Here is an 18,538-nt window from a genome sequence, read left to right as displayed (position 1 = left end):
TATTACGAGCTATCATTTTCTCAAGGAATTGCTCTCACGACAAAGGTATACGTCTTCTGAGTGCCATCCTGTGCGGTTACGATTAACTTGTCTCCGCTCTGTATAAGATATCCATGTGAAATTTCCGTGTTGTTCTGCTTGTAGACTTTATAGCTCCCATTCGGTGGAGCAGTTACAGATAATGTCATGCCATAAGTATATGAAGGTACGGAAATCGTCCCTGCGACCGGATCAATTTGAAAACTCGGATTTGCCGTGGTCAAGGTTACGTCGTTAAACAGAATCACATAATCCGCAGTCGTCGAATTTTGAGCGGTAACGCGTACGATCATGCTTGAAGAAATAATGGCCGTCTGATCGGCTACAGGTGCCAAGTCTTGATCCAACACATTGGCGGTAGCGTGCCGGGATACCTTCAACCCACTCAACAACTGACCTACGGTCAGGGTGCTCGGAGCCGAAAGGCTGCTCCCGCTCACCTTCCCGTTCACATTGGACAGAACCGACTTGGCGCCGCTAAGCGCCGGTGTCGTCGGTGGACAATTCCATTGTGCGGAATAGGTTGTGTCTTGGGTCGGCATTGTGCTTGCCAGCGCGGGCGACCAACCTGTTAACGTACACCCTGACTTCGTTACGGTTGGCGCTTGTATGGCAGCGCCGTATTGAACTAGAGCTGTAGAACCGCCGTTGCCTCCGTTTGCATCAAACGTCAAGTTGTAGCTGTTACGCGAGTAGTAACGTACGATCGTGAGGCTTCCATCGGCTGCAATCGTGCTCGATGCCAATGTTTTACCGCTGCTGTCATAGGCCGTGCTATGGTCATAGGTGAAGCCGGCATACAGCTGGATTGCTGGCGCAGCAAGCGCGCCGGTTGTCCCTTGGAAGCTTCCCATGTCGGCTTCAACGTAAAGCGAAGGGCTTCCGACACCTTGGAGCCTGTTCGAAACCCGGTAAGGCGTATCGGTTCGTAATTTCCAGGTCGCGGTGTAAGCGGTGTCCGTTGTCGGCATTGTGTCTGGAATGGCTTGTGACCAGCCCGTAAAGGCATAGCCGGGTTTGGTAAAAATCGGCACTGCGCCGTCGGGTATCTTCGATAAGCTGCTGGCCGAATAAACGGTCGGAGTACCGCCCGGATCAGAATAGAAAGTCATTTTGCGTTTGGTTGGCAGGTATTCGTATATCATTTTCGAACGGCTTGCAGAAATTGTATAGGATTGCGTTGGCGGTGTATCATAACCTTCGATCTTGATAGGTACCGGCGAAACGGAATCGCCTGCTGTACCATAATAGTCATCATGTTTCTTGGAAGTACGTTTCCCTGTATCAGGATCAACCATCACGTAATCGACCGTGTATTGTACGTTTTTGTGCGGTGTCCATTGTGCATAGAGCGTTAAATTCTGTGCCGGCATGAGATCGGGAATGAGGTAAGGTTTCGTTCCTTCGGGATCCAATGTCCAACCCTTGAATGTATATCCGGCTCTTGTACGCGTATTAGTTAGATATTTTTTTTTCGTTTTGAGTGATGCGTTGACCTGCTCAACAACCGGGCCGTACTGGTTCAACTGAACTTCATCGTTTGGATCTTTACCGTTTACTAATCGGACATTAGGATTCAAGGTTATCGTGCGATATCCGCTCTTGTACCAGGTCAAATGAATGGTGCGCGAGTGAGGAATGGAATTCAATCCCGTCGTTGACCCCTTCCACGTGACGGTCATTTTGCTGGTGAGAGTTTCATCCGTCGTATTCGGCGATACGGTGACGCTCATTTTATTCGGATCGTACTTAAACTTATTGTTATCAAAGGTGAATGTGTAACTCTGTGGACGATCTTTACCTGTAATGATTTCGCCCGTTACCAAATTCAAATCGTTCAGTATCAAGGCGTCCCCGATCGATGGGAACAATGTCTGCTCTAAGGCGACGAATGAAGGCGCATTTTCTTCTTCATAGGCGAAACCGATGAAATGACCGGTGGGCGTGCCGGCTCTATAAAGCGGCCAATACTCGCTATAGAAGGGTTCGGAATACGAGAACGACCCGCCGAACACCTGCGCCCCCCATTCTGCCTCCACATACATGCCGATCTCCAGGAACAGCGCTCCTAACGTTTTGGTCGGCGCCGAAGATGAGATTTCGTAATAGAAATACCCGTAGAGCTGGAGGTAGGCGCCGCCTTCTGCCGTGATCCCGATACTATCCAATTCGACATGGAACAAACCAGCCGCCAGTTCGAGACGAATTCCCGCCTTTAGGCCCAGTGTTCCCATGACATAGAAATAGAAATTATAGGTGCCATCGCCTGGCAAATCTACGGTGCCAAAGGAAGGCGAGCCTTCACTAAGCTTAAAGCTGGCCGTATATCTCTTCGCGGATTCATAGCTGAAGCCGATTCCCAGGGCAATATTCGGATTCATGCTGATGACGAAATTTCCTGTAAAGTTAATATGGAGAAGACCCATTAACAGGTGTCGGTCGTATTCGAAGATTTCTTCCTCCACCAGATCAACCCAATCGGTCTCGTTCTCCAGCATGGATTGATAGCTTTCCACCAACGTATCGGCGTTTACCTTGGCCGGAGTGGAAGGTGTTTGCTCCAGAACCGCTTTCAGCTGCGCCTTGATGTCTACTTTATTTTTGGCGGTATTCCAAATATTCGTCCAGCGATCAAGCGGAGTATTCGCCGGCACGGTGCCGATCTGCGCGGACGCGTCAATGCTCGTGAACGTGAAGGCGTCCAGGTTGGCGCTTGCTTGATAGTCTTTGGGATACGGGAGATCGAAGAGCCCCAGATCGATATATCCCCAAACCGTATTGCCGTCTACACCCACGCTCAAAGAGATTTCTTCCGTAAATGCAGCATTCATATGAATAAGGATATCGTTGTCCGCGCCTGTCGAAACTTGAATATCGCTTGAAACTGCGAGATTCAGCCGCAAACCGGACTTCCCTTGGAAGTGGGATAACGCCGTGCCTATGTCTGCCGAAACCTGCAAGTTGTGCAGGGTGACTTCAGCATTCTCTGCTGCAGGTTCCGCGGAGAGGATACGTACTGCCGGTTTTATGCCATTCCCCAAAGCTGTTGGTGCGCTGGCCGCGATAAACGTTTTGAAGCTATCGGTTTGCAAAGCGGCAGTTGACAAATAGTTTGCAGCTTCATCGACAAATCCGCTTGCCAGCGCTTGCCGTTTGATTTGATTCTCCAAAACAGCAATATCGGCTTGCGACAACAGGTCGTCTCCGTCAATCGTTTCCTGCTTATAGAAATCGAAGGCGTGGGTAATGTCATCTTGTGTCGCATCGGAATAAGCAATGACATAATGATTCCCTGAGCTAGAGACGGACGTCACTTTCCCGTAGCCTGAAGAGGCTCCCGTAACCATATTGACGAGCGCCAGGAAGTCTCCGACTCTGGCAACGGTAGCCGCGTTAAGCCCCATAGGCGCATATTTGGCGTCGGAATAATCCATTGACGCCGGAGCGACCGTGATGGAGCGGTTCGTCCTGTCCCCGTCGGTATCCGACGCAGGGTCGACCGGCAGCACATGCGGTTTAAGCAGAACGTCCATCGGATTTGCGCCGGTGTAGGAATAGATATTCCCGTTGATCCCAGTGATCGCTACATAGGCGACATCGCCATCATCGGAAGTATCCAAAGTACGCAGATCGGGGCGGGTCCCTTCATAAACCGAGACGGTATCGCCCATTTTTAAGCGCGTATTTCCGTCATATCGAAAGGTGCCGCTCGCAACAGGGGACGGGTTCGAATCCGATCCACCACCAACGATCGCGCTCATTACAGCGATTGAGGGGGAAGAAACGGATACGCCATTCTGGGTCATCTGAGAGATATCGGAAAAACTCAAATAAATCATGTAAGGATTTAGAGGCAACTGCATGACCTCTTGTTTCGCAATACTAAAAATATAATTTCTAGTTGTTGCGTCTTTGCCTGTGAAGGCAAGGCTTGTATCATTCAAAGTGATTTGGTAGGTGCTACCCTCTTCGAATACACCGTTTTTTGCAGCTACAGTAAAGTTGCCGTTCGAGCCGGATACCGTAATTCCTGCAAAATCAGGATTGGACGGAGATTTGAATGTCATGCCGGCTTGAACGGCCGCCGCCGTCATTTTACCAGTAGAATCTTTCACGGTGATCCTAAAGTTCGGCGACTGGTCCATTGCGTATGCATTCGGAGTAATGTTCACAGCATCATCAGGCGATGCAATATAATTGGCATACAAGGTCATGTCGCTCTTGACGGTATCGTGATTCATTACCGGTTGTGTAAATGCACGATCTTTATACCAGCCATTGAAAATGGAGCCTTGCTTGTATGCGAGTGGAAGCTGATTCAGCGATTCGCCTCGATTCATACTCAAGCTGTCGATCGGCGAGCCGCCATTCGGGTTAAACGTAACCGTGTAGGTTATGCTGTCGCTGGCCCTCGCGACTTTGTCCGCACGCATAAAAAGAACGGCCGCTTCAGCGCGAGTCGCCTTTGAATGCGGTTGGAAATTGCCGTTTGCATCTCCGGCAAACAAGCCGGCTTGCCAAAGCTTTACGGCCGCATCAACCGCCCATGGAGAAATGGCGGATATGTCGTTAGGCGTAGAGGTGCTGTCGTTTGTTTGATAAGGTATACCATCGCTTTCAAAATACTTCAATGTCAGCGTTGCCATCTGCTCTCTTGATATAGCGGCGTTCGGCGAAAATCTGTTGCCGCCGGTTCCGCTAGTAATGCCGCGTTCGATTGCCCATTGCACATAAGGCGCATACCAATCGCCCGGCTGCACATCTGTAAATGCGGAAGTTTTGTATTGACTTACATCCACTTTGGCTATTCGCCCAAGCACAGTAACAAACATGGCACGACTCATGGTTGCGTTAGGCGAAAAGCGATCTTTACTTGTGCCGCTGAATATGCCATTGTGCTTGACATACATGACCGCATCGTAGAACCAGGCCGTTGGTGCCACGTCTTCAAACCAGCTTTGAGGAACGGGCTGAGCAGTCGTTTGGTTTGCTGCCGCATGTTCGACAGAAGCCGGTGAAGCGGCATGAATCCCAGGAGGCATTAAGGTTACGAGTATACAAGATAATAGCAAAAGACTTAATAGGCGTTTATACAAGTTCAATTTCCCTCCTCATAATCTATCAACTTGCAGTCAATTACTGATCTTACCAGACGGATCTAAATGGAATCTGAACACAGTGGATGTAGTGAAGGCAGTCTTGAAAAGCGCTCTGGCGTCTGTGTGTTCAAACCCGATTTTCCGGATCGTAGATTTTTTCTGAGAGGTAAATGGAGGGTTGGAACACATATCTTGCACATTTAAGAATAAGAAGGTAAAATTTGGATAAAGAACATTTTATATGATCGTGCAGCCTATACAGAGGGAAAGTAAGACTTTATTTGAAGAGGTATTTCAGTCATTGGGGAGCAGAATCAGAATCTTTCTATTTCTATTATTGATATTTATTCTATCTGGATGTGGCAAGAAATACGCAATTAATAATAATGAAGAGGTGAGCTCAGTAATGGAAGCAAAAGCAGACATTTTATCTATGTTTCATAAAGCAGGACTAGAAGATTATTCAGAACAATTTCAAAGCATGATCAAGCCATCTATCCGTTTAATAACGGAAAGAGAGTCAGAGAAAAAATTAGCAATAGGTCAAACAAAATTAGGGGGTCAACCAGATTTGCCTGCAAATGTTGAATGGCCGTATTGGAAAGAGTACCCCATGTCATTTATTGCACAGATCAATTTGCAAGAAATGCCTATCATTCAGACTGATAACGATAAATATCCAGCTAAAGGAATCATTTATTTCTTTTATACAACATATCCCGAAGCGATGTATGAAGAAATCGATTTTGAGAATAACCCTATGACTTCAAAAGTTCTATTTTACGACGGAGAAATAAATGATTTGGTAAGAACTCAACCACCTAAACAACTATCGAAGGAATTGCAGTTTTTTAGTGCGAGTGTTTTCCCTCAAATTGAATGGAGTGTTCCTGAGGTAGAATCTTATGAAGTAAATGAAGTGCTCGGGTTATCATGGGGTGAAGAAAATAATGATAAGTACTGGGAAATATTCAAAGAAAATTTTTCGAAGAAATATATAAAGGGCTATACTTTGGAAACCCATGTAGGAATGAATAGACTTTATGGGTATCATGATGCTGTTCAGGGTGAATTTAAAGGTGAGGGTTGGAGGCTCCTTCTTCAAATAGACTCAGAAGACAGTACTAACATGGAATGGGGTGACACTGGGAGACTATACTTTTGGATTAAAGATTATGATTTGAGGAATTTACAGTTTGATAGTGTAACCACTATACAAGAAGGAAGCTAGGGATCGCGGAAGGGTATATCTGTATATTCATACCTTAATGAGCGATAAACACTACAACGATGAAAGTGGTGAAACCATGATATGAATCCAAGTGAATTAATTCCTCAAAACAAACACGATCACGAAAGAGTGAATATTCTTAGAACTCTGGAGTTAATTGAAATTAAACCGATTCTTCCCGATCTGCTTGTTTGGCTGCAAGATGCCAATTGGCCAATTGCTCAGGGTGTTGAGGATATTGTAATTAATTTTCAAGATGAATTAATTCCTTATGTGAAAGACATTTTTCAAACCAATGATGGAACATGGAAATACTTCTTACTACATGGACTAATTAAAAGGCTCCCTGATAGAGTATTAATTCTTTTGAAGCCGGATCTGGAAAGAATGAAAAACACGCCAACACCTGATGAAGAATATGAAGAACTAGAAGATGTTTTAACTGAACTGTTATTAAGGATTTGAAGTTATATTAGTGACACATGAACATTAGGGAGAGACTGTTATGAACCCACCTAAGCATATTGTTTCTGCTGCTGCTATTGTAATAAATGAAAAAAACGAGTTGTTGCTTATTAAAGGACCAAGAAGAGGCTGGGAGATGCCTGGCGGTCAAGTTGAAGAAAGAGAATCCTTAAGTCATGCAGCCATAAGAGAAACGAAAGAGGAGTCCGGAATCGATATAGAGATTATTAAATTCTGCGGAATCTTTCAGAACGTAGGGAATTCAGTTTGCAACGCACTGTTTTTAGCGAAGCCTGTAGGCGGACAATTAATACGTTCGGAAGAGAGCTTGGATTCAGGGTTTTTTCCAATAGAAGAAGCACTAGAAAAAGTGGATTGGAAAGATTTTAGACAAAGAATAGAGTACTGTTTGAGACCTGAAATGCAACCGTTTTGTATTGAATTTCATGACGATAACAATATTTGAGCGTAAGGGGTAATCAAATGGATATTACTTTATTCAAGTCAGGTCTTAATGAAGCATCGGCTATTCACGAAATGCAAATCAAGGCGTTCAAACCTTTACTAAATAAATATCAAGATTATGATACCAGTCCTGCTAATGAATCTTTGGAACGAATAATTGATCGATTAAAGCAGTCATTCGCGGACTATTACATTATAAAAAGCTCAAATCTATCAGTAGGTGCAATTAGGATCGTAAGGAAAGAGAATCAAACCTACCGCGTCAGCCCAATCTTTATTTTGCCTGATTATCAAGGGAAAGGAATTGCTCAAAAGGTATTTTCGATTATCGAAGAAACATATAACGATGCGAGGCTATGGGAGCTGGATACATTCGTACAAGAGCAGGGGAATTGTTATCTCTATGAAAAATTAGGTTATCAAAAGACAGGGGAACTAAAACAAATTAACGACAAAATGACTATTGTGTTTTATGAGAAACGCATGATGTAGCTGCTCTTAGTCGATATTCATGTCATTCAGATTTGGTAGGAGGTCCAATGGCGATTATTGCTAACTGGCTGCTAATCATCGTATTCGTGTTTGCAGTACTTTCATATTTTTATAAATTCCCCAAGAAAGATAAGATAAATATAAGCGAGATACCTAGTTCATATTGTATTCAAACTGTGAATAGGATGGATATCCAGCAAAACAATGAATGTGCTGCATATTCATCTGCTTTTATTCTGAGACATCTTGGGAATGAAGCCGATGGTAACAAACTTTATAGTAAGTATCCTCGAAAGTTGCTTGATGGAACAGTCAGTCCTAGGGGGATAACCGTATTTTTCAAGAAACTTGATTTTGATGTGTCTTATTATTTTGGTAATGCAAATACGTTAAAGAAACAAATAAGTCAGGGGATGCCAGTTATTGCGTTCATAAAGGTTTTTCCCGATAAAAGATATTTACACTTTGTTCCGGTTGTAGGTTATGACGATGAATATTTTTATTTGGCAGACTCATTAAAACACACAATAAACTGCGACGAAAAGCACTACAACCGCAAAATACTGATTAGCGATTTAGAAGCTGTATGGAAAACCTGGATGCCTTTTTGCAAAAACTCGTACATCGTCATACACCAAAAGCAATCAAATATGACGACGAGTCAAGATCAGAATAAGAGGGTGAATTCAAGCAGATGATTTCTTTTCTATTATCGATTTTGTTATATTCATCTCCTAAAATTGTATTTTCCAATGATGAAATTGTTCAATTCGAACAATTAGCCTTAACTATTAAAGAGGGGCGTTTGATTAATGATCAGTTACCATTTCAAAAGTCTCGATTCTTAATGTATTTATCTTTGAAAGGTAACTATGTTTTTCATGGCTCTAATAATCATAACATTGAATGCTTTGAACCCCGCGAACAAACTCTATATAACGGTAAAATGACGAAAGCCGTTTTTGCATCCTCAGACCCGATTTGGTCCATTTTTTACGCAATATTCAATCGAAGCCGGTTAATCGGAAGCTTTAGGAACGGCTGTCTCGTAGGCCGAAGCAAGAAATATCATTTTTATTCAATAAACGAATCCACCATGAAGAACAAGCCATGGACAGAAGGGATGGTATACATCCTTCCTAAAGATAAATTCGTAATGTCAGGTCACGGGATAATTCAATTTGATGAATGGATCTCTCATGAGCCAGTTGTACCAACCGGTAAGCTGAAAGGTTCATTGGAAGATTTCCATTATCGGAATAGAATAGCAACACATAAGGATAAAGAATCATTGTTAAAGACATGGATATTTTATAAGGCAAGAGCCTCTAGGCGTCGTAAAGACACAACAACGTTATAAGAAGGTCGAAGCAACTAACGTGAAAGGGCTGATTCGTATGAAAATCTTGTTCTTATGCACGGATAATTTTACTCGTAGCGTGATTGCTGAGTTTTGCGCGAAGAGTTATTTAAAGCAGAACAATATTACCGATGTTTATATTGCTTCTTCAGGAATAAGAGCTAGCAGTGATATCAGCAACTACTCTAATCTTCATTTTCAAATCATGAATGAAATGGGTATAGATACATCGGAATTTAAGAGAACGCAGTTCAGCGAAGATTCATTTATTAACTATGAGTACATCATTGGGATGAGCGATTTACATAAGGACTATGTAAGTGAAGAGTACAACAAGGAAATTTTTTTGTTCAATGAAATCTATAATGGGCGGAATACTCCTGTAAACATTGGAGCTCCGGATAGCGATGATTTTGAAGATAAGATGAAAGAACTAATTCTCTATTTTTATTATGCGATACCAGTAATAATGAACAATTTAAATAAGTTAAGAGCATGATGAGATCTTCATACAAGCAATAAAGGTAGCCGACTAAAGTTTAAGGGTGATGCTCATGGAAGATGTCCAATACAGTAAACTTAGCGATCAGTTTATTATTCAGATCATGAATATGGATTGTTCCCCGTTTCCCAAGGAAAGGGATTCAATATACTTATCTTTCTATCGCTTTTTTAGAGATACATGTTGGGTGGCTACTGTTAATAATGAGGTCATTGGATTTGCTCTTGGATTTATTGATCAAACGAAAACCACACATGGTTATCTGAACTATTTATTTGTAAAATCCGAATATCGAAGGTTAGGTATAGGGGAGAGACTGCTATGTTATTTTGAGAATAGTCTTAAAGCTAAGGGCTGTGAGCTCGCCACCTTACTTACTGGTAAGCAGGAAAACATAAAATATTATAATAAGCTTGGCTATAGTGTTAATCATGACTTAGAGGGTTGGACAGAAAAAGATGCCGTTTATGATTATTATTACAATACGAAGAAAGTATCGTTGTTGATAAAGGAACTGGCATAAATGACGATTCAATTAGTGCCGCTTAGAATTCCATTGGGCTGGACAGTTGAGTGGAACGTGTTAACCCAAGTATCTCCCGAACATTTTATAAATGAAGATCATGAACACCGATGGGAATACAATGAAGACTTATTCCAATGCCTATAATCAAGTATGAAACACGAAGCATCATTGAAGTCATAAATAAAATAGAAGAATTAATGATTCAAGTAAGTGAAGGGGCAACTCTTTGAAAGGATTGAAATAATGATAAGTCTAATCCTATACAACTGGGAAGTTCGAGATGAATATATGAAGGTTTTTGAAACAGTATCATATGAAGAACTTGTTAAGGAGCGTAACGCAGGACTAGGGACAATATGGAAGACATTGTTACATATCACGGATGTTGAATACAGTTGGATTAGAGCAATATTTAATAAACCCGATGTACCTTTAAATTTCGATAGCTATCCAGATCTTCAATCCTTATCACTCCTATCTAGTCAATTGAGAGAAGAGATAAAAGAGTATTTGAAACTTTGGACGGATGAAGAAGCCGCTGACAAGATAAATCCTTCATGGATGCAAGAGTCGTATAGCAAAGAGGAAATATTAAAACATGTTGTCGTTCATGAGGTTCATCATATTGGTCAATTATCAATTTGGGCAAGAGAACTTGGCATTGTGCCAGCAAGTTCGAATTTTATTGGAAGAAATCTCATTAGTAGAGCAAGGAATATTTAAGAAGACCCATAAGAACTATATAGAAGGTTTCAGATCTAGACATCCGTAAACATATCCCCTAAGTAGGTGAACACTAAAATGAAGGATCCAGTAATTATTCAGCAATATAATGATGAATGGCCTGTTATTTACGCGGAGCTGCGCAGAAAAATTATTGAACAAGTAGGAACTATGGTTAAAAGGATCGATCATATTGGCTCTACAGCCGTAGTCGGATTAGCTGCGAAGCCAATTATAGATGTTCAAATATCGGTATTTGATCTAAATAAAATCGATGGGATAAAAGCAGGACTTGAAGTGCTGGGCTATCATCATCGCAAAGATAATGATGATTTGACAAAAAGATATTTTAGAGAGTCGCCCGAAATGAGAAGGACTCATATTCATGTGCGGCAGCTAGGCAGCTGGTCAGAACAATTCAATTTATTATTCCCGGATTATTTAAGAGAACATGAATTTGAAAGAAATGAATATGCTCGAGTCAAGTTTGATCTTGCAGATCAGTATAGAGACCAAAGGGAACGATATGTGGATGGAAAAACAGAAATAGTATGGAACATCATGTTAAAGGCAAATAAATGGAGCCAAGAGATCGGATGGCAACCAAGTAAATCGGACTTGTAAAATAAGATATCCTTATGGGCAGATGGAAATAACGACACAGAGAGGTTGATTATTATGTTTTATGTGAATACAAGAGCAATCATTGAAAGACGTATTGATGGCCATATAGAAATAGTGGTTCAAAATAGAGTGAAACCGAATGAGCCAGTAACAATTGAACTTCCAGGCGGGCGCATTGAACCGTTCGAATCATTAATACAAGCTTTGAGAAGAGAAGTGAAAGAAGAAACCGGCTTAGATCTTTCTGAAATTGAAGGAGAAGAATTAAGAATCGTTACTGAAGGAAATTACTTCGAGGTAGAATGTGTTAAACCATTTGTAGCATTTCAGACCAAATAACTCTTAATGAATAGTTAAGGAGGCAGCAGCATGTTGAAACTATTCGAGTATAACTGGCAAGTTCGCAAAGATTGGTTCAAATGGTGCGATACGGTGAGCGAAGAAGAATTGCTGAAGAAACGTACAGGCGGCGTAGGGGCCATCCTTCCTACGCTGTATCACATTGTTGCGGTCGAGTACGGCTGGATATGCGGTGGAATACAAGAAAAAGCGATTGAAATTCCACCGTTCGAGGAAGTGGCCAGTGTGCAGCATATAATAGATTTCTCTGACCGTTGCCACGCGAAAGTCGCCCCATTTGTCTATGCTTGGAATGACAGCATGGAAGACCGCATTATGATTGATATCACGGATGCAGGGGAACGTGAGGCCCATAAATACGGCGAAGTCATGCGACATGTGATTGCCCACGAAATCCATCACATCGGCCAATTATCTATATGGGCACGAGAAATCGGAAAGAAACCAATTACTGCAAACTTTATTGGCAGAGGGTTATTTGATAATTAAGATTTTTTGGAAGAACATATTCATTACTATACAAGAGTACATGGTGAGGAGTTCTTGAAAGATAAACATGAATTATTTATAAATTTTTATCCCTACAACTAATTCGTATGTGTATCATGGAAAGAGAGTGGCCTTAAAAAAGGTTACGACTTGAAGAATTTATGGAACAAAACTATCGGCAAACCAAAAGGAGGCATTTATAACGATGTTATTACAACCAAAATCAAAGCTCGTTATGATTGGAGATTCGATTACGGATTGCGACCGGGCTAGACCGCGTGGGGAAGGACTATTTGGAGCTATCGGGAAAGGTTATGTATCACTTGTTGATGCGCTGCTGACGGCGGCTTATCCGGAGTTTGGAATTCGTGTTGTGAATATGGGGACGGGCGGCAATACGGTGCGTGATTTGAATGAGCGCTGGCAGACGGACGTGCTGGATTTAAAGCCGGACTGGCTGTCGATCATGATCGGTATCAATGATGTGTGGCGTCAATACGATCTGCCTGCACAGACGGAGCAGCATGTCTATATCAATGAATATGAAGACACGCTTGAACAATTGGTCTCTAGCACGAGAACACAACTGCAAGGGCTTGTATTGATGACTCCTTTCTATATCGAGCCGAACGAGGCAGACGCGATGCGCAGCACGATGGATCAGTACGGTAAGGTTGTCAAAAAGATCGCAGATAAGTATGATGCTCATTTCGTTGATACGCAGGCGGCATTTAACCAAGTGCTAAACCATATTTATCCGGGAACACTTGCTTGGGATCGCGTGCACCCGAACATGGCGGGACATGCGGTGATCGCACGAGCTTTCTTAAGGGCGATCGGTTACGACTATAACCGTACTCTTTAAGAAGGTTAGGTTAAGTTTTTTATATGATGGGAAGGCAGCGGTAGTTAGGAGATTTTTATTCTCGTCCATAACTACCGCTGTTGTGATAAAGGGGAACGTCTAAATGAGTTCTAGAAGAGACCAAAAACTTTTTTACAAGTATTCTTGCGGTTTAGATTAACGACATCGTCCGTAGCTGCTTTTATTAGCTTCCCAAACAAAGCCTCCATACCATGTTTCAGCTTGTAGTCCATTTCCTCTTGGTAGATTGGGATCAAGGTGAAGAAGTGCACGACTTTTCCATTGGATATATCCAAATTGAAAAAACCTTGTTTATCTTCAACGTCTGGTAGTGAAAGCAGCATACCTTGAAACTTCGAGTCTTCGCTATATGGTTTTATCGGATTACCGTTCGCGAGTGTATGCCCCAAGTATAGCCAGGTGTTATGTTCATGCGGGAATTTCGCAAGTGTTTTGAGCGCGCGAATAGGCCAGTAATTGCGTTCATCTTTAAAGGCTTCGTCCGATATTTTCCAAGTAGGCGGCAAGCAGATCATAAGCTCGGAATAACGGAATTCCTCCGCCCCGTCAGGAACAGTCATAGGCAATTCGCTCATCCCATAAGTCACCAGAGTATAATAATTCCGTTTTGAAGTAGGGGCCGCTACTATAATATCAATCGATACCAAATCCGATACGATTTCCCGAAAAACACCTTCGATAGGGCCAATATATTTTTCAACATGGTTACACAATATTTCATAGTTTTCTGTAGAACGAACCATAAGAATACCTCCACATTCAATATCATACTTATATGCTAAGTTTCGACAATATAATTGATTATCCTTCCTTATTATAGAAAACAGTACGAAGGGGTGATTAGGATGAAAGATGCTTTTCTAACAAAGTTAGAACACATGCAAATTCCAGTCAAAAACTTAAGCGAATCTATCGATTGGTATGTATCGAATCTCGGCTTCCAATTAGAAGGAAGGTCTGATGAACATCATCATGCTTTTTTGACATTGGATGAAGGCCCGATGTTAATGCTGTGGGAAACCAAGGAAGAAACAAATGCTAACTTTATATTCAAAGGACAATTAATGCCTGTGTTGCTCTACAGCACCAATCACATACATAAATTACATGATCATTTGAAAGAAATTGGGGTAGAAATAACGTTTTATCAAGATGAAGGATTTGGATGGGTTCTTAAATTCATTGATCTAAATGGGAACATGTGGGGAGTCATTCAAATTACTAATTCCATGAAAGAGGCAAACACATGAATGAAGTAACTACTATATATCTCACTAGACATGGTCAAACGGAGTGGAATATTCAACATAGATTTCAAGGACATAATGATTCCCCCCTCACCGAACTTGGAATTCAACAAGCCAAATGGTTAGGGGAGTCCCTTATTAATGACAGAATAGACGTAATCTTCTCGAGTTCAAGTCCAAGAGCAGTTAGAACGGCAGAGATAATCGCTGATGAAAGAGAAATCCAAATTCATACTAACGATGAACTTAAGGAAATAAGTTTAGGGATATGGGAAGGCATAACCCAAGAAGAAGCAAAGAGCGGAGACCCCTTGCAATACAATAACTTTTGGGACGATCCTGAAGCCTTTAATGTGCAGGATAGTGAAAGGTTCTCTGATGTTTCTAGCCGTTCGATAAATCTATTACATGACATTATAAAAGAATATTCGGGCAAGTCCATACTAGTTGTAACTCACACTGTCGTAGTTAAACTCATCATGGCGTATTTTGAAAATCGGGCATTAAACAATCTGTGGAAGCCGCCATATATTCATCCAACCTGTTTAAGTAAAATTGAAATCCATAAAGATAAACATTCAATTATTCTTCATGGTGATGTTACGCATCTTAAGGATGAGTTGATTGAGAGTTGATATAAAATTTGAACGGAGAATGACTATGATACTTGAAGTAGCTACGCTGCAAGTTAAAGCTGGATTGACAGGAGATTTTGAAAACAATTTTAAGATAGCATCACTTATTATTTCTAAGATGAAGGGCTATATCAATCATGAATTACAGAAGTGTATTGAAGGTGAAAATAAATACATCTTATTGGTCAGATGGGAGAGCCTTGAAGACCATACCATTGGATTTCGAGGATCTGAAGAATATCAGGAGTGGAAGAAATTATTACACCACTTTTATGATCCCTTTCCTACAGTCGAACATTATGAAGAGATCCCAATTACCTAAAGCTGGCCATCTCAAGGAATTGTGGGATGTCGTGAATAGAAGATTAACTCGCAGTAGAGGAGAAAGAGGCTAGGATGGATTATAGAAAATCGATAGGTGACTTTGATTTTATTTTGTTTTCTATTGGAAAGAGCTCAAGTTTGCATTTCGCATTTGCAGACATAGAATCAGAATAATAAATTGTTGAATGAAACCTTATTGAGCGGATCATTTGAATATGATTCAGAATATTTATACGAATTGGAACATGATATACGAAACATAATGAAATTATTTAAATGACCATACGAATCCTTTTACAAAGGGCGGTGTTAATCGTTGAATGAACATGTATTCCTACTTACAGGGAAGCCTAGAATAGGCAAATCAACGATGATTAAAAAACTAATTCACGACATTGGACCTGATAGTTGCGGCGGGTTTTATACAGAAGAAATAAAGAATTCAAGTGATCGGATAGGTTTTCGTTGTGTGTCCATTAACGGTGAAAGTGTTGAGATTGCAAATGTAGACAGTCCGAGCCAAATTCGAGTTGGCAGATACGGAGTTAATATAGAAGCATTCGAAAAATTCGCTATAACATTATTAGAGGATGCTATGCATACGAAGAAAATAATTATTATCGATGAGATTGGCTTTATGCAGATCCTTTCTGCAACTTTTCAAAAAACAGTACAGCAAATTGTCGCTGATAATAGGATGGTTGTTGGGACAATTCCTGTGGACGGTCATCCTGAAATAGATAAAATTAAATCCGTAAAGCAAGTTAAACTAATAGAAATAAATGAATTCAATCGGAATGAGATATCCGAATCTATCTTAAAGGACATAAAGAAAGGATTATTATGAAATTAGTGATTATATTCGGGCCGCAAGCGGTCGGCAAAATGACCGTAGGACAAGAATTAGCCAAACGAACCGATTTGAAATTATTTCATAATCATATGACGATAGAGCTCGTTTCGCCGTTCTTCAGTTATGGGAGTCAGACTGGCAAACGGTTGGTTGGTCTTTTTCGAGAAGAAATTTTCAAGGAAGTAGCGGTTAGTGAATTGGAAGGCTTGATTTTCACATACGTATGGGGGTTAGATATTCCCGCAGACTGGGAGTATATTGAGGGCGTTTGCCGTATATTTGAATCTAAAGGCGGCTCTGTGTATATGGTCGAGCTTGAAGCAGACGTTGAAGTAAGGCTGGAACGGAACAAGAGTGAGAATCGCTTATTGCACAAGCCTACTAAACAAAACGTTGAGCGATCAGAACAGGATCTGTTAAGAACGATGGAATTGCATAGACTGAACTCGCATCCGGGTGAATTTGATGACCGCAATTATATGAAAATCAATAACACCGATCTTACCCCGGAAACGGTTGCTCAAATGATAGTTGAACGATTTGGATTATAAAGAATGGAGTAATGGGGTGGAGAAAATGAAAGCCGTATTTAGCAATCAAATAACGTCGATTGATGAACTGGAATCATTGCGTTCTGAAATTGGTTATCCCGGCACACTTGCTTCGAATAAGGTCATTCATGCTTTGGATTCTAATAGTGTAGAGTTCATTAACAAATCCTCTTTCATCGTATTGGCAACATCTAATCATGAAGGCTTATGCGATGCTTCGCCAAGAGGAGATGCACCTGGTTTTGTGCATGTGGTTGATGAGAAACATTTATTCATTCCAGAACGACCAGGAAATAAGAGGATGGATTCTATACAAAATATTTTGCAAAATCCCCACATCGGAATCATATTTATGATTCCAGGTATGGAAGAGACTTTTCGAATAAACGGCAAAGCTTGCGTTACTCGAGATCCGGCATTACTAAGTGAAACGGCTGTGAAAGGAAAACTACCGATAATGGGGATCGGAATTGAAATCGAAGAGTGTTATATGCACTGCGCCAAAGCATTTAAGCGCTCTGGATTATGGACGCCAGACAGCTGGCTATCAAAGAGTGAGTTGCCATCTGCTTCAAAAATAATTGCTGCTCATGTCAGGGGTAAAATGGAAGTTACAGAGGAGCAAGTTAAGGACTCGTTAGAGGAGACTTATACGAAACGTTTGTATTAGCAATATAACCGTAAACAAATCCCCTCGGTCGACTGTCGACTACAAGGGGATTTGTTCGTTTATTGTGTTTACTGAATAAGCTGCTTGCTTCGCGCCTCGTTGATCCATGAAGGGAATTCACCGAGCAGCTTGTCGTACAGCTCATCGTCGTTCATGCGGTCCAAGCTTTTGACGCTGAAGAAGTTGGCATTGTCGATGAAGCGGCCTGACAAGTTGTCGAGCTTGTCCAGGAACGCGAACCTCTCGTTGCCGACGCCGATGAATTGGAAGAAGAGTCCGAGCTCGGAGGCAAGTCGAATCATTTCTTCGGTGTCGGCGTCATCGAAGCAGTTGCCGTCCGTTACGAAGATGACATACACCGGAACCTGATTGCGATAGGCCGATGCGTCGATCGTGTAGTTCTGCTTGCCGCCGAGGCCGAAGAAGGAGCCGGTCTTGCCGCTCTTGCGGAGCGCCTTCGGGAAGTAGAAGTCAATGATGCGGCGAATGACGCCCGCATAGTTCGTGCCTGGTTCTAGCGGGTACTTGCGTATGATCTCACGGTCTACGAACTCGTAGAAATTACTTTTGGCAATCTCGCCTGCAGCATGGTCACGAACGCCGAATAGGAATACATCGGCTGCTTGATTGTCGTCGAAGTTCATCGCTAGTCCAAGCGTCCGCTCGCAGGTGCGCTGCACGACGCCTTTGCGGAACAGATCGCTCATCGAGCCTGAGATGTCGAGCGCTAGCGCCACGCGGGCGCGAACGTCGTTTAATCCTTTTTTGGTAAGAGAGATGGTAGCTTTCTTGGATAGGTCGATCAGACTTTCTTCTGCGCGTTTCCTTAGATCGATACTCATATGTGTCCTCCCTTGAAACGATTATGGTTCATCGTTACTGTACTACGGACAAACGATGATAGGGATGCAACAAATATGGAAAATGCAGAACACAATGGAGAAGAAATTGGAGTAGGGGGAGCAGATAGTGAGGGGGTTCACTGATTGGTGAGGCT

The 18,538-nt window shown here is 41.9% G+C and carries 22 protein-coding genes; 19 read left to right on the top strand and 3 right to left on the bottom strand.

Annotated elements, in window-relative coordinates; translation table 11 throughout:
* Nucleotides 1–20 precede the first annotated feature (20 nt).
* Entirely contained in the window at nt 21–5,135 is a 5,115-nt protein-coding gene (locus V8F51_RS10195) for an S-layer homology domain-containing protein (protein WP_337100091.1), read from the bottom strand.
* Nucleotides 5,136–5,544: 409 nt separating this feature from the next.
* On the opposite strand from V8F51_RS10195, the gene V8F51_RS10190 reads away from it, so the two are divergent.
* The 13 genes from V8F51_RS10190 to V8F51_RS10130 all read left to right on the top strand — a co-directional run bounded on the left by V8F51_RS10190 (nt 5,545) and on the right by V8F51_RS10130 (nt 13,240).
* On the top strand, nt 5,545–6,369 hold the full coding sequence (locus tag V8F51_RS10190) for a YwqG family protein (protein WP_337100090.1): 825 nt from the start codon (nt 5,545–5,547) through the stop codon (nt 6,367–6,369).
* An 81-nt stretch (nt 6,370–6,450) separates the two neighbouring features.
* The gene (locus V8F51_RS10185) at nt 6,451–6,834 is read left to right on the top strand and encodes a DUF5071 domain-containing protein (RefSeq protein WP_337100089.1); all 384 of its coding nucleotides are present in this window, start codon (nt 6,451–6,453) and stop codon (nt 6,832–6,834) included.
* A 40-nt stretch (nt 6,835–6,874) separates the two neighbouring features.
* On the top strand, nt 6,875–7,300 hold the full coding sequence (locus tag V8F51_RS10180; RefSeq protein WP_337100088.1) for an NUDIX hydrolase: 426 nt from the start codon (nt 6,875–6,877) through the stop codon (nt 7,298–7,300).
* A gap of 17 nt (nt 7,301–7,317) precedes the next feature.
* Nucleotides 7,318–7,791: a GNAT family N-acetyltransferase gene (locus tag V8F51_RS10175; RefSeq protein WP_337100087.1), complete on the top strand. Its 474-nt coding sequence runs from the start codon at nt 7,318–7,320 to the stop codon at nt 7,789–7,791.
* Between the two features lie 47 nt (nt 7,792–7,838).
* Nucleotides 7,839–8,489, top strand: a complete 651-nt coding sequence (locus V8F51_RS10170; RefSeq protein WP_337100086.1) for a cysteine peptidase family C39 domain-containing protein — start codon at nt 7,839–7,841, stop codon at nt 8,487–8,489.
* Complete coding sequence (locus V8F51_RS10165) at nt 8,486–9,151, top strand: hypothetical protein (RefSeq protein WP_337100085.1); 666 nt, start codon at nt 8,486–8,488, stop codon at nt 9,149–9,151. The genes V8F51_RS10170 and V8F51_RS10165 overlap by 4 nt, the downstream gene beginning before the upstream one ends.
* Nucleotides 9,152–9,170: 19 nt before the next feature.
* Entirely contained in the window at nt 9,171–9,650 is a 480-nt protein-coding gene (locus tag V8F51_RS10160) for an arsenate reductase/protein-tyrosine-phosphatase family protein (RefSeq protein WP_337100084.1), read from the top strand.
* Nucleotides 9,651–9,705: 55 nt separating this feature from the next.
* Entirely contained in the window at nt 9,706–10,176 is a 471-nt protein-coding gene (locus V8F51_RS10155) for a GNAT family N-acetyltransferase (protein WP_337100083.1), read from the top strand.
* Nucleotides 10,177–10,422: 246 nt separating this feature from the next.
* A complete protein-coding gene (locus tag V8F51_RS10150; RefSeq protein ID WP_337100082.1) occupies nt 10,423–10,902 on the top strand; it encodes a DinB family protein in 480 nt (159 codons plus the stop codon).
* A gap of 78 nt (nt 10,903–10,980) precedes the next feature.
* Nucleotides 10,981–11,526, top strand: coding sequence for a GrpB family protein (locus V8F51_RS10145; RefSeq protein ID WP_337100081.1), 546 nt, complete (start codon nt 10,981–10,983; stop codon nt 11,524–11,526).
* A 54-nt stretch (nt 11,527–11,580) separates the two neighbouring features.
* Nucleotides 11,581–11,865: an NUDIX hydrolase gene (locus V8F51_RS10140; RefSeq protein ID WP_337100080.1), complete on the top strand. Its 285-nt coding sequence runs from the start codon at nt 11,581–11,583 to the stop codon at nt 11,863–11,865.
* Between the two features lie 30 nt (nt 11,866–11,895).
* Nucleotides 11,896–12,375, top strand: a complete 480-nt coding sequence (locus V8F51_RS10135; protein ID WP_337100079.1) for a DinB family protein — start codon at nt 11,896–11,898, stop codon at nt 12,373–12,375.
* 205 nt (nt 12,376–12,580) lie between these two features.
* Nucleotides 12,581–13,240, top strand: a complete 660-nt coding sequence (locus V8F51_RS10130) for an SGNH/GDSL hydrolase family protein (protein ID WP_337100078.1) — start codon at nt 12,581–12,583, stop codon at nt 13,238–13,240.
* Nucleotides 13,241–13,350: 110 nt separating this feature from the next.
* Here the strand turns inward: V8F51_RS10130 and V8F51_RS10125 are convergent, their stop codons facing one another.
* A complete protein-coding gene (locus tag V8F51_RS10125; RefSeq protein ID WP_337100077.1) occupies nt 13,351–14,004 on the bottom strand; it encodes a suppressor of fused domain protein in 654 nt (217 codons plus the stop codon).
* A 102-nt stretch (nt 14,005–14,106) separates the two neighbouring features.
* Between V8F51_RS10125 and V8F51_RS10120 the strand changes: the two genes are divergently transcribed.
* From V8F51_RS10120 to V8F51_RS10095, 6 genes are all read left to right on the top strand, one after another.
* A complete protein-coding gene (locus V8F51_RS10120; RefSeq protein WP_337100076.1) occupies nt 14,107–14,511 on the top strand; it encodes a VOC family protein in 405 nt (134 codons plus the stop codon).
* A complete protein-coding gene (locus tag V8F51_RS10115; RefSeq protein WP_337100075.1) occupies nt 14,508–15,143 on the top strand; it encodes a histidine phosphatase family protein in 636 nt (211 codons plus the stop codon). Before V8F51_RS10120 ends, V8F51_RS10115 begins: the two co-directional genes overlap by 4 nt.
* Before the next feature lie 25 nt (nt 15,144–15,168).
* Nucleotides 15,169–15,465 carry an antibiotic biosynthesis monooxygenase family protein gene (locus tag V8F51_RS10110; protein WP_337100074.1) on the top strand — a complete coding sequence of 99 codons (297 nt, stop codon included), beginning with the start codon at nt 15,169–15,171 and terminating at the stop codon, nt 15,463–15,465.
* 318 nt (nt 15,466–15,783) lie between these two features.
* The gene (locus tag V8F51_RS10105; protein ID WP_337100073.1) at nt 15,784–16,314 is read left to right on the top strand and encodes a nucleoside-triphosphatase; all 531 of its coding nucleotides are present in this window, start codon (nt 15,784–15,786) and stop codon (nt 16,312–16,314) included.
* The gene (locus V8F51_RS10100) at nt 16,311–16,871 is read left to right on the top strand and encodes an AAA family ATPase (protein WP_337100072.1); all 561 of its coding nucleotides are present in this window, start codon (nt 16,311–16,313) and stop codon (nt 16,869–16,871) included. Before V8F51_RS10105 ends, V8F51_RS10100 begins: the two co-directional genes overlap by 4 nt.
* Before the next feature lie 25 nt (nt 16,872–16,896).
* A complete protein-coding gene (locus V8F51_RS10095) occupies nt 16,897–17,541 on the top strand; it encodes a pyridoxamine 5'-phosphate oxidase family protein (RefSeq protein ID WP_442956418.1) in 645 nt (214 codons plus the stop codon).
* Nucleotides 17,542–17,609: 68 nt separating this feature from the next.
* Here V8F51_RS10095 and V8F51_RS10090 read toward each other — a convergent pair whose 3' ends face one another.
* Entirely contained in the window at nt 17,610–18,383 is a 774-nt protein-coding gene (locus V8F51_RS10090) for a VWA domain-containing protein (RefSeq protein WP_337100070.1), read from the bottom strand.
* Between the last annotated feature and the right edge of the window lie 155 nt (nt 18,384–18,538).

Origin of the sequence: Paenibacillus sp. YIM B09110 (assembly GCF_037167145.1) — a bacterium.
Lineage (GTDB): Bacteria > Bacillota > Bacilli > Paenibacillales > Paenibacillaceae > Pristimantibacillus.
Note: the sequence above shows the minus strand (reverse complement) of the source record. Positions and strands in the feature narration are given on the sequence as shown.

Bases quoted from the DNA above. Each gene is read 5' to 3' on its own strand.
- V8F51_RS10150 (WP_337100082.1), top strand. From the start codon at position 10,423: ATGATAAGTCTAATCCTATACAACTGGGAAGTTCGAGATGAATATATG.
- V8F51_RS10170 (WP_337100086.1), top strand. From the start codon at position 7,839: ATGGCGATTATTGCTAACTGGCTGCTAATCATCGTATTCGTGTTTGCA.
- V8F51_RS10125 (WP_337100077.1), bottom strand. From the start codon at position 14,004: ATGGTTCGTTCTACAGAAAACTATGAAATATTGTGTAACCATGTTGAA.
- V8F51_RS10175 (WP_337100087.1), top strand. From the start codon at position 7,318: ATGGATATTACTTTATTCAAGTCAGGTCTTAATGAAGCATCGGCTATT.
- V8F51_RS10185 (WP_337100089.1), top strand. From the start codon at position 6,451: ATGAATCCAAGTGAATTAATTCCTCAAAACAAACACGATCACGAAAGA.
- V8F51_RS10130 (WP_337100078.1), top strand. From the start codon at position 12,581: ATGTTATTACAACCAAAATCAAAGCTCGTTATGATTGGAGATTCGATT.
- V8F51_RS10100 (WP_337100072.1), top strand. From the start codon at position 16,311: ATGAAATTAGTGATTATATTCGGGCCGCAAGCGGTCGGCAAAATGACC.
- V8F51_RS10165 (WP_337100085.1), top strand. From the start codon at position 8,486: ATGATTTCTTTTCTATTATCGATTTTGTTATATTCATCTCCTAAAATT.
- V8F51_RS10115 (WP_337100075.1), top strand. From the start codon at position 14,508: ATGAATGAAGTAACTACTATATATCTCACTAGACATGGTCAAACGGAG.
- V8F51_RS10120 (WP_337100076.1), top strand. From the start codon at position 14,107: ATGAAAGATGCTTTTCTAACAAAGTTAGAACACATGCAAATTCCAGTC.
- V8F51_RS10155 (WP_337100083.1), top strand. From the start codon at position 9,706: ATGGAAGATGTCCAATACAGTAAACTTAGCGATCAGTTTATTATTCAG.
- V8F51_RS10190 (WP_337100090.1), top strand. From the start codon at position 5,545: ATGGAAGCAAAAGCAGACATTTTATCTATGTTTCATAAAGCAGGACTA.
- V8F51_RS10145 (WP_337100081.1), top strand. From the start codon at position 10,981: ATGAAGGATCCAGTAATTATTCAGCAATATAATGATGAATGGCCTGTT.
- V8F51_RS10180 (WP_337100088.1), top strand. From the start codon at position 6,875: ATGAACCCACCTAAGCATATTGTTTCTGCTGCTGCTATTGTAATAAAT.
- V8F51_RS10095 (WP_442956418.1), top strand. From the start codon at position 16,897: ATGAAAGCCGTATTTAGCAATCAAATAACGTCGATTGATGAACTGGAA.
- V8F51_RS10090 (WP_337100070.1), bottom strand. From the start codon at position 18,383: ATGAGTATCGATCTAAGGAAACGCGCAGAAGAAAGTCTGATCGACCTA.
- V8F51_RS10140 (WP_337100080.1), top strand. From the start codon at position 11,581: ATGTTTTATGTGAATACAAGAGCAATCATTGAAAGACGTATTGATGGC.
- V8F51_RS10135 (WP_337100079.1), top strand. From the start codon at position 11,896: ATGTTGAAACTATTCGAGTATAACTGGCAAGTTCGCAAAGATTGGTTC.
- V8F51_RS10110 (WP_337100074.1), top strand. From the start codon at position 15,169: ATGATACTTGAAGTAGCTACGCTGCAAGTTAAAGCTGGATTGACAGGA.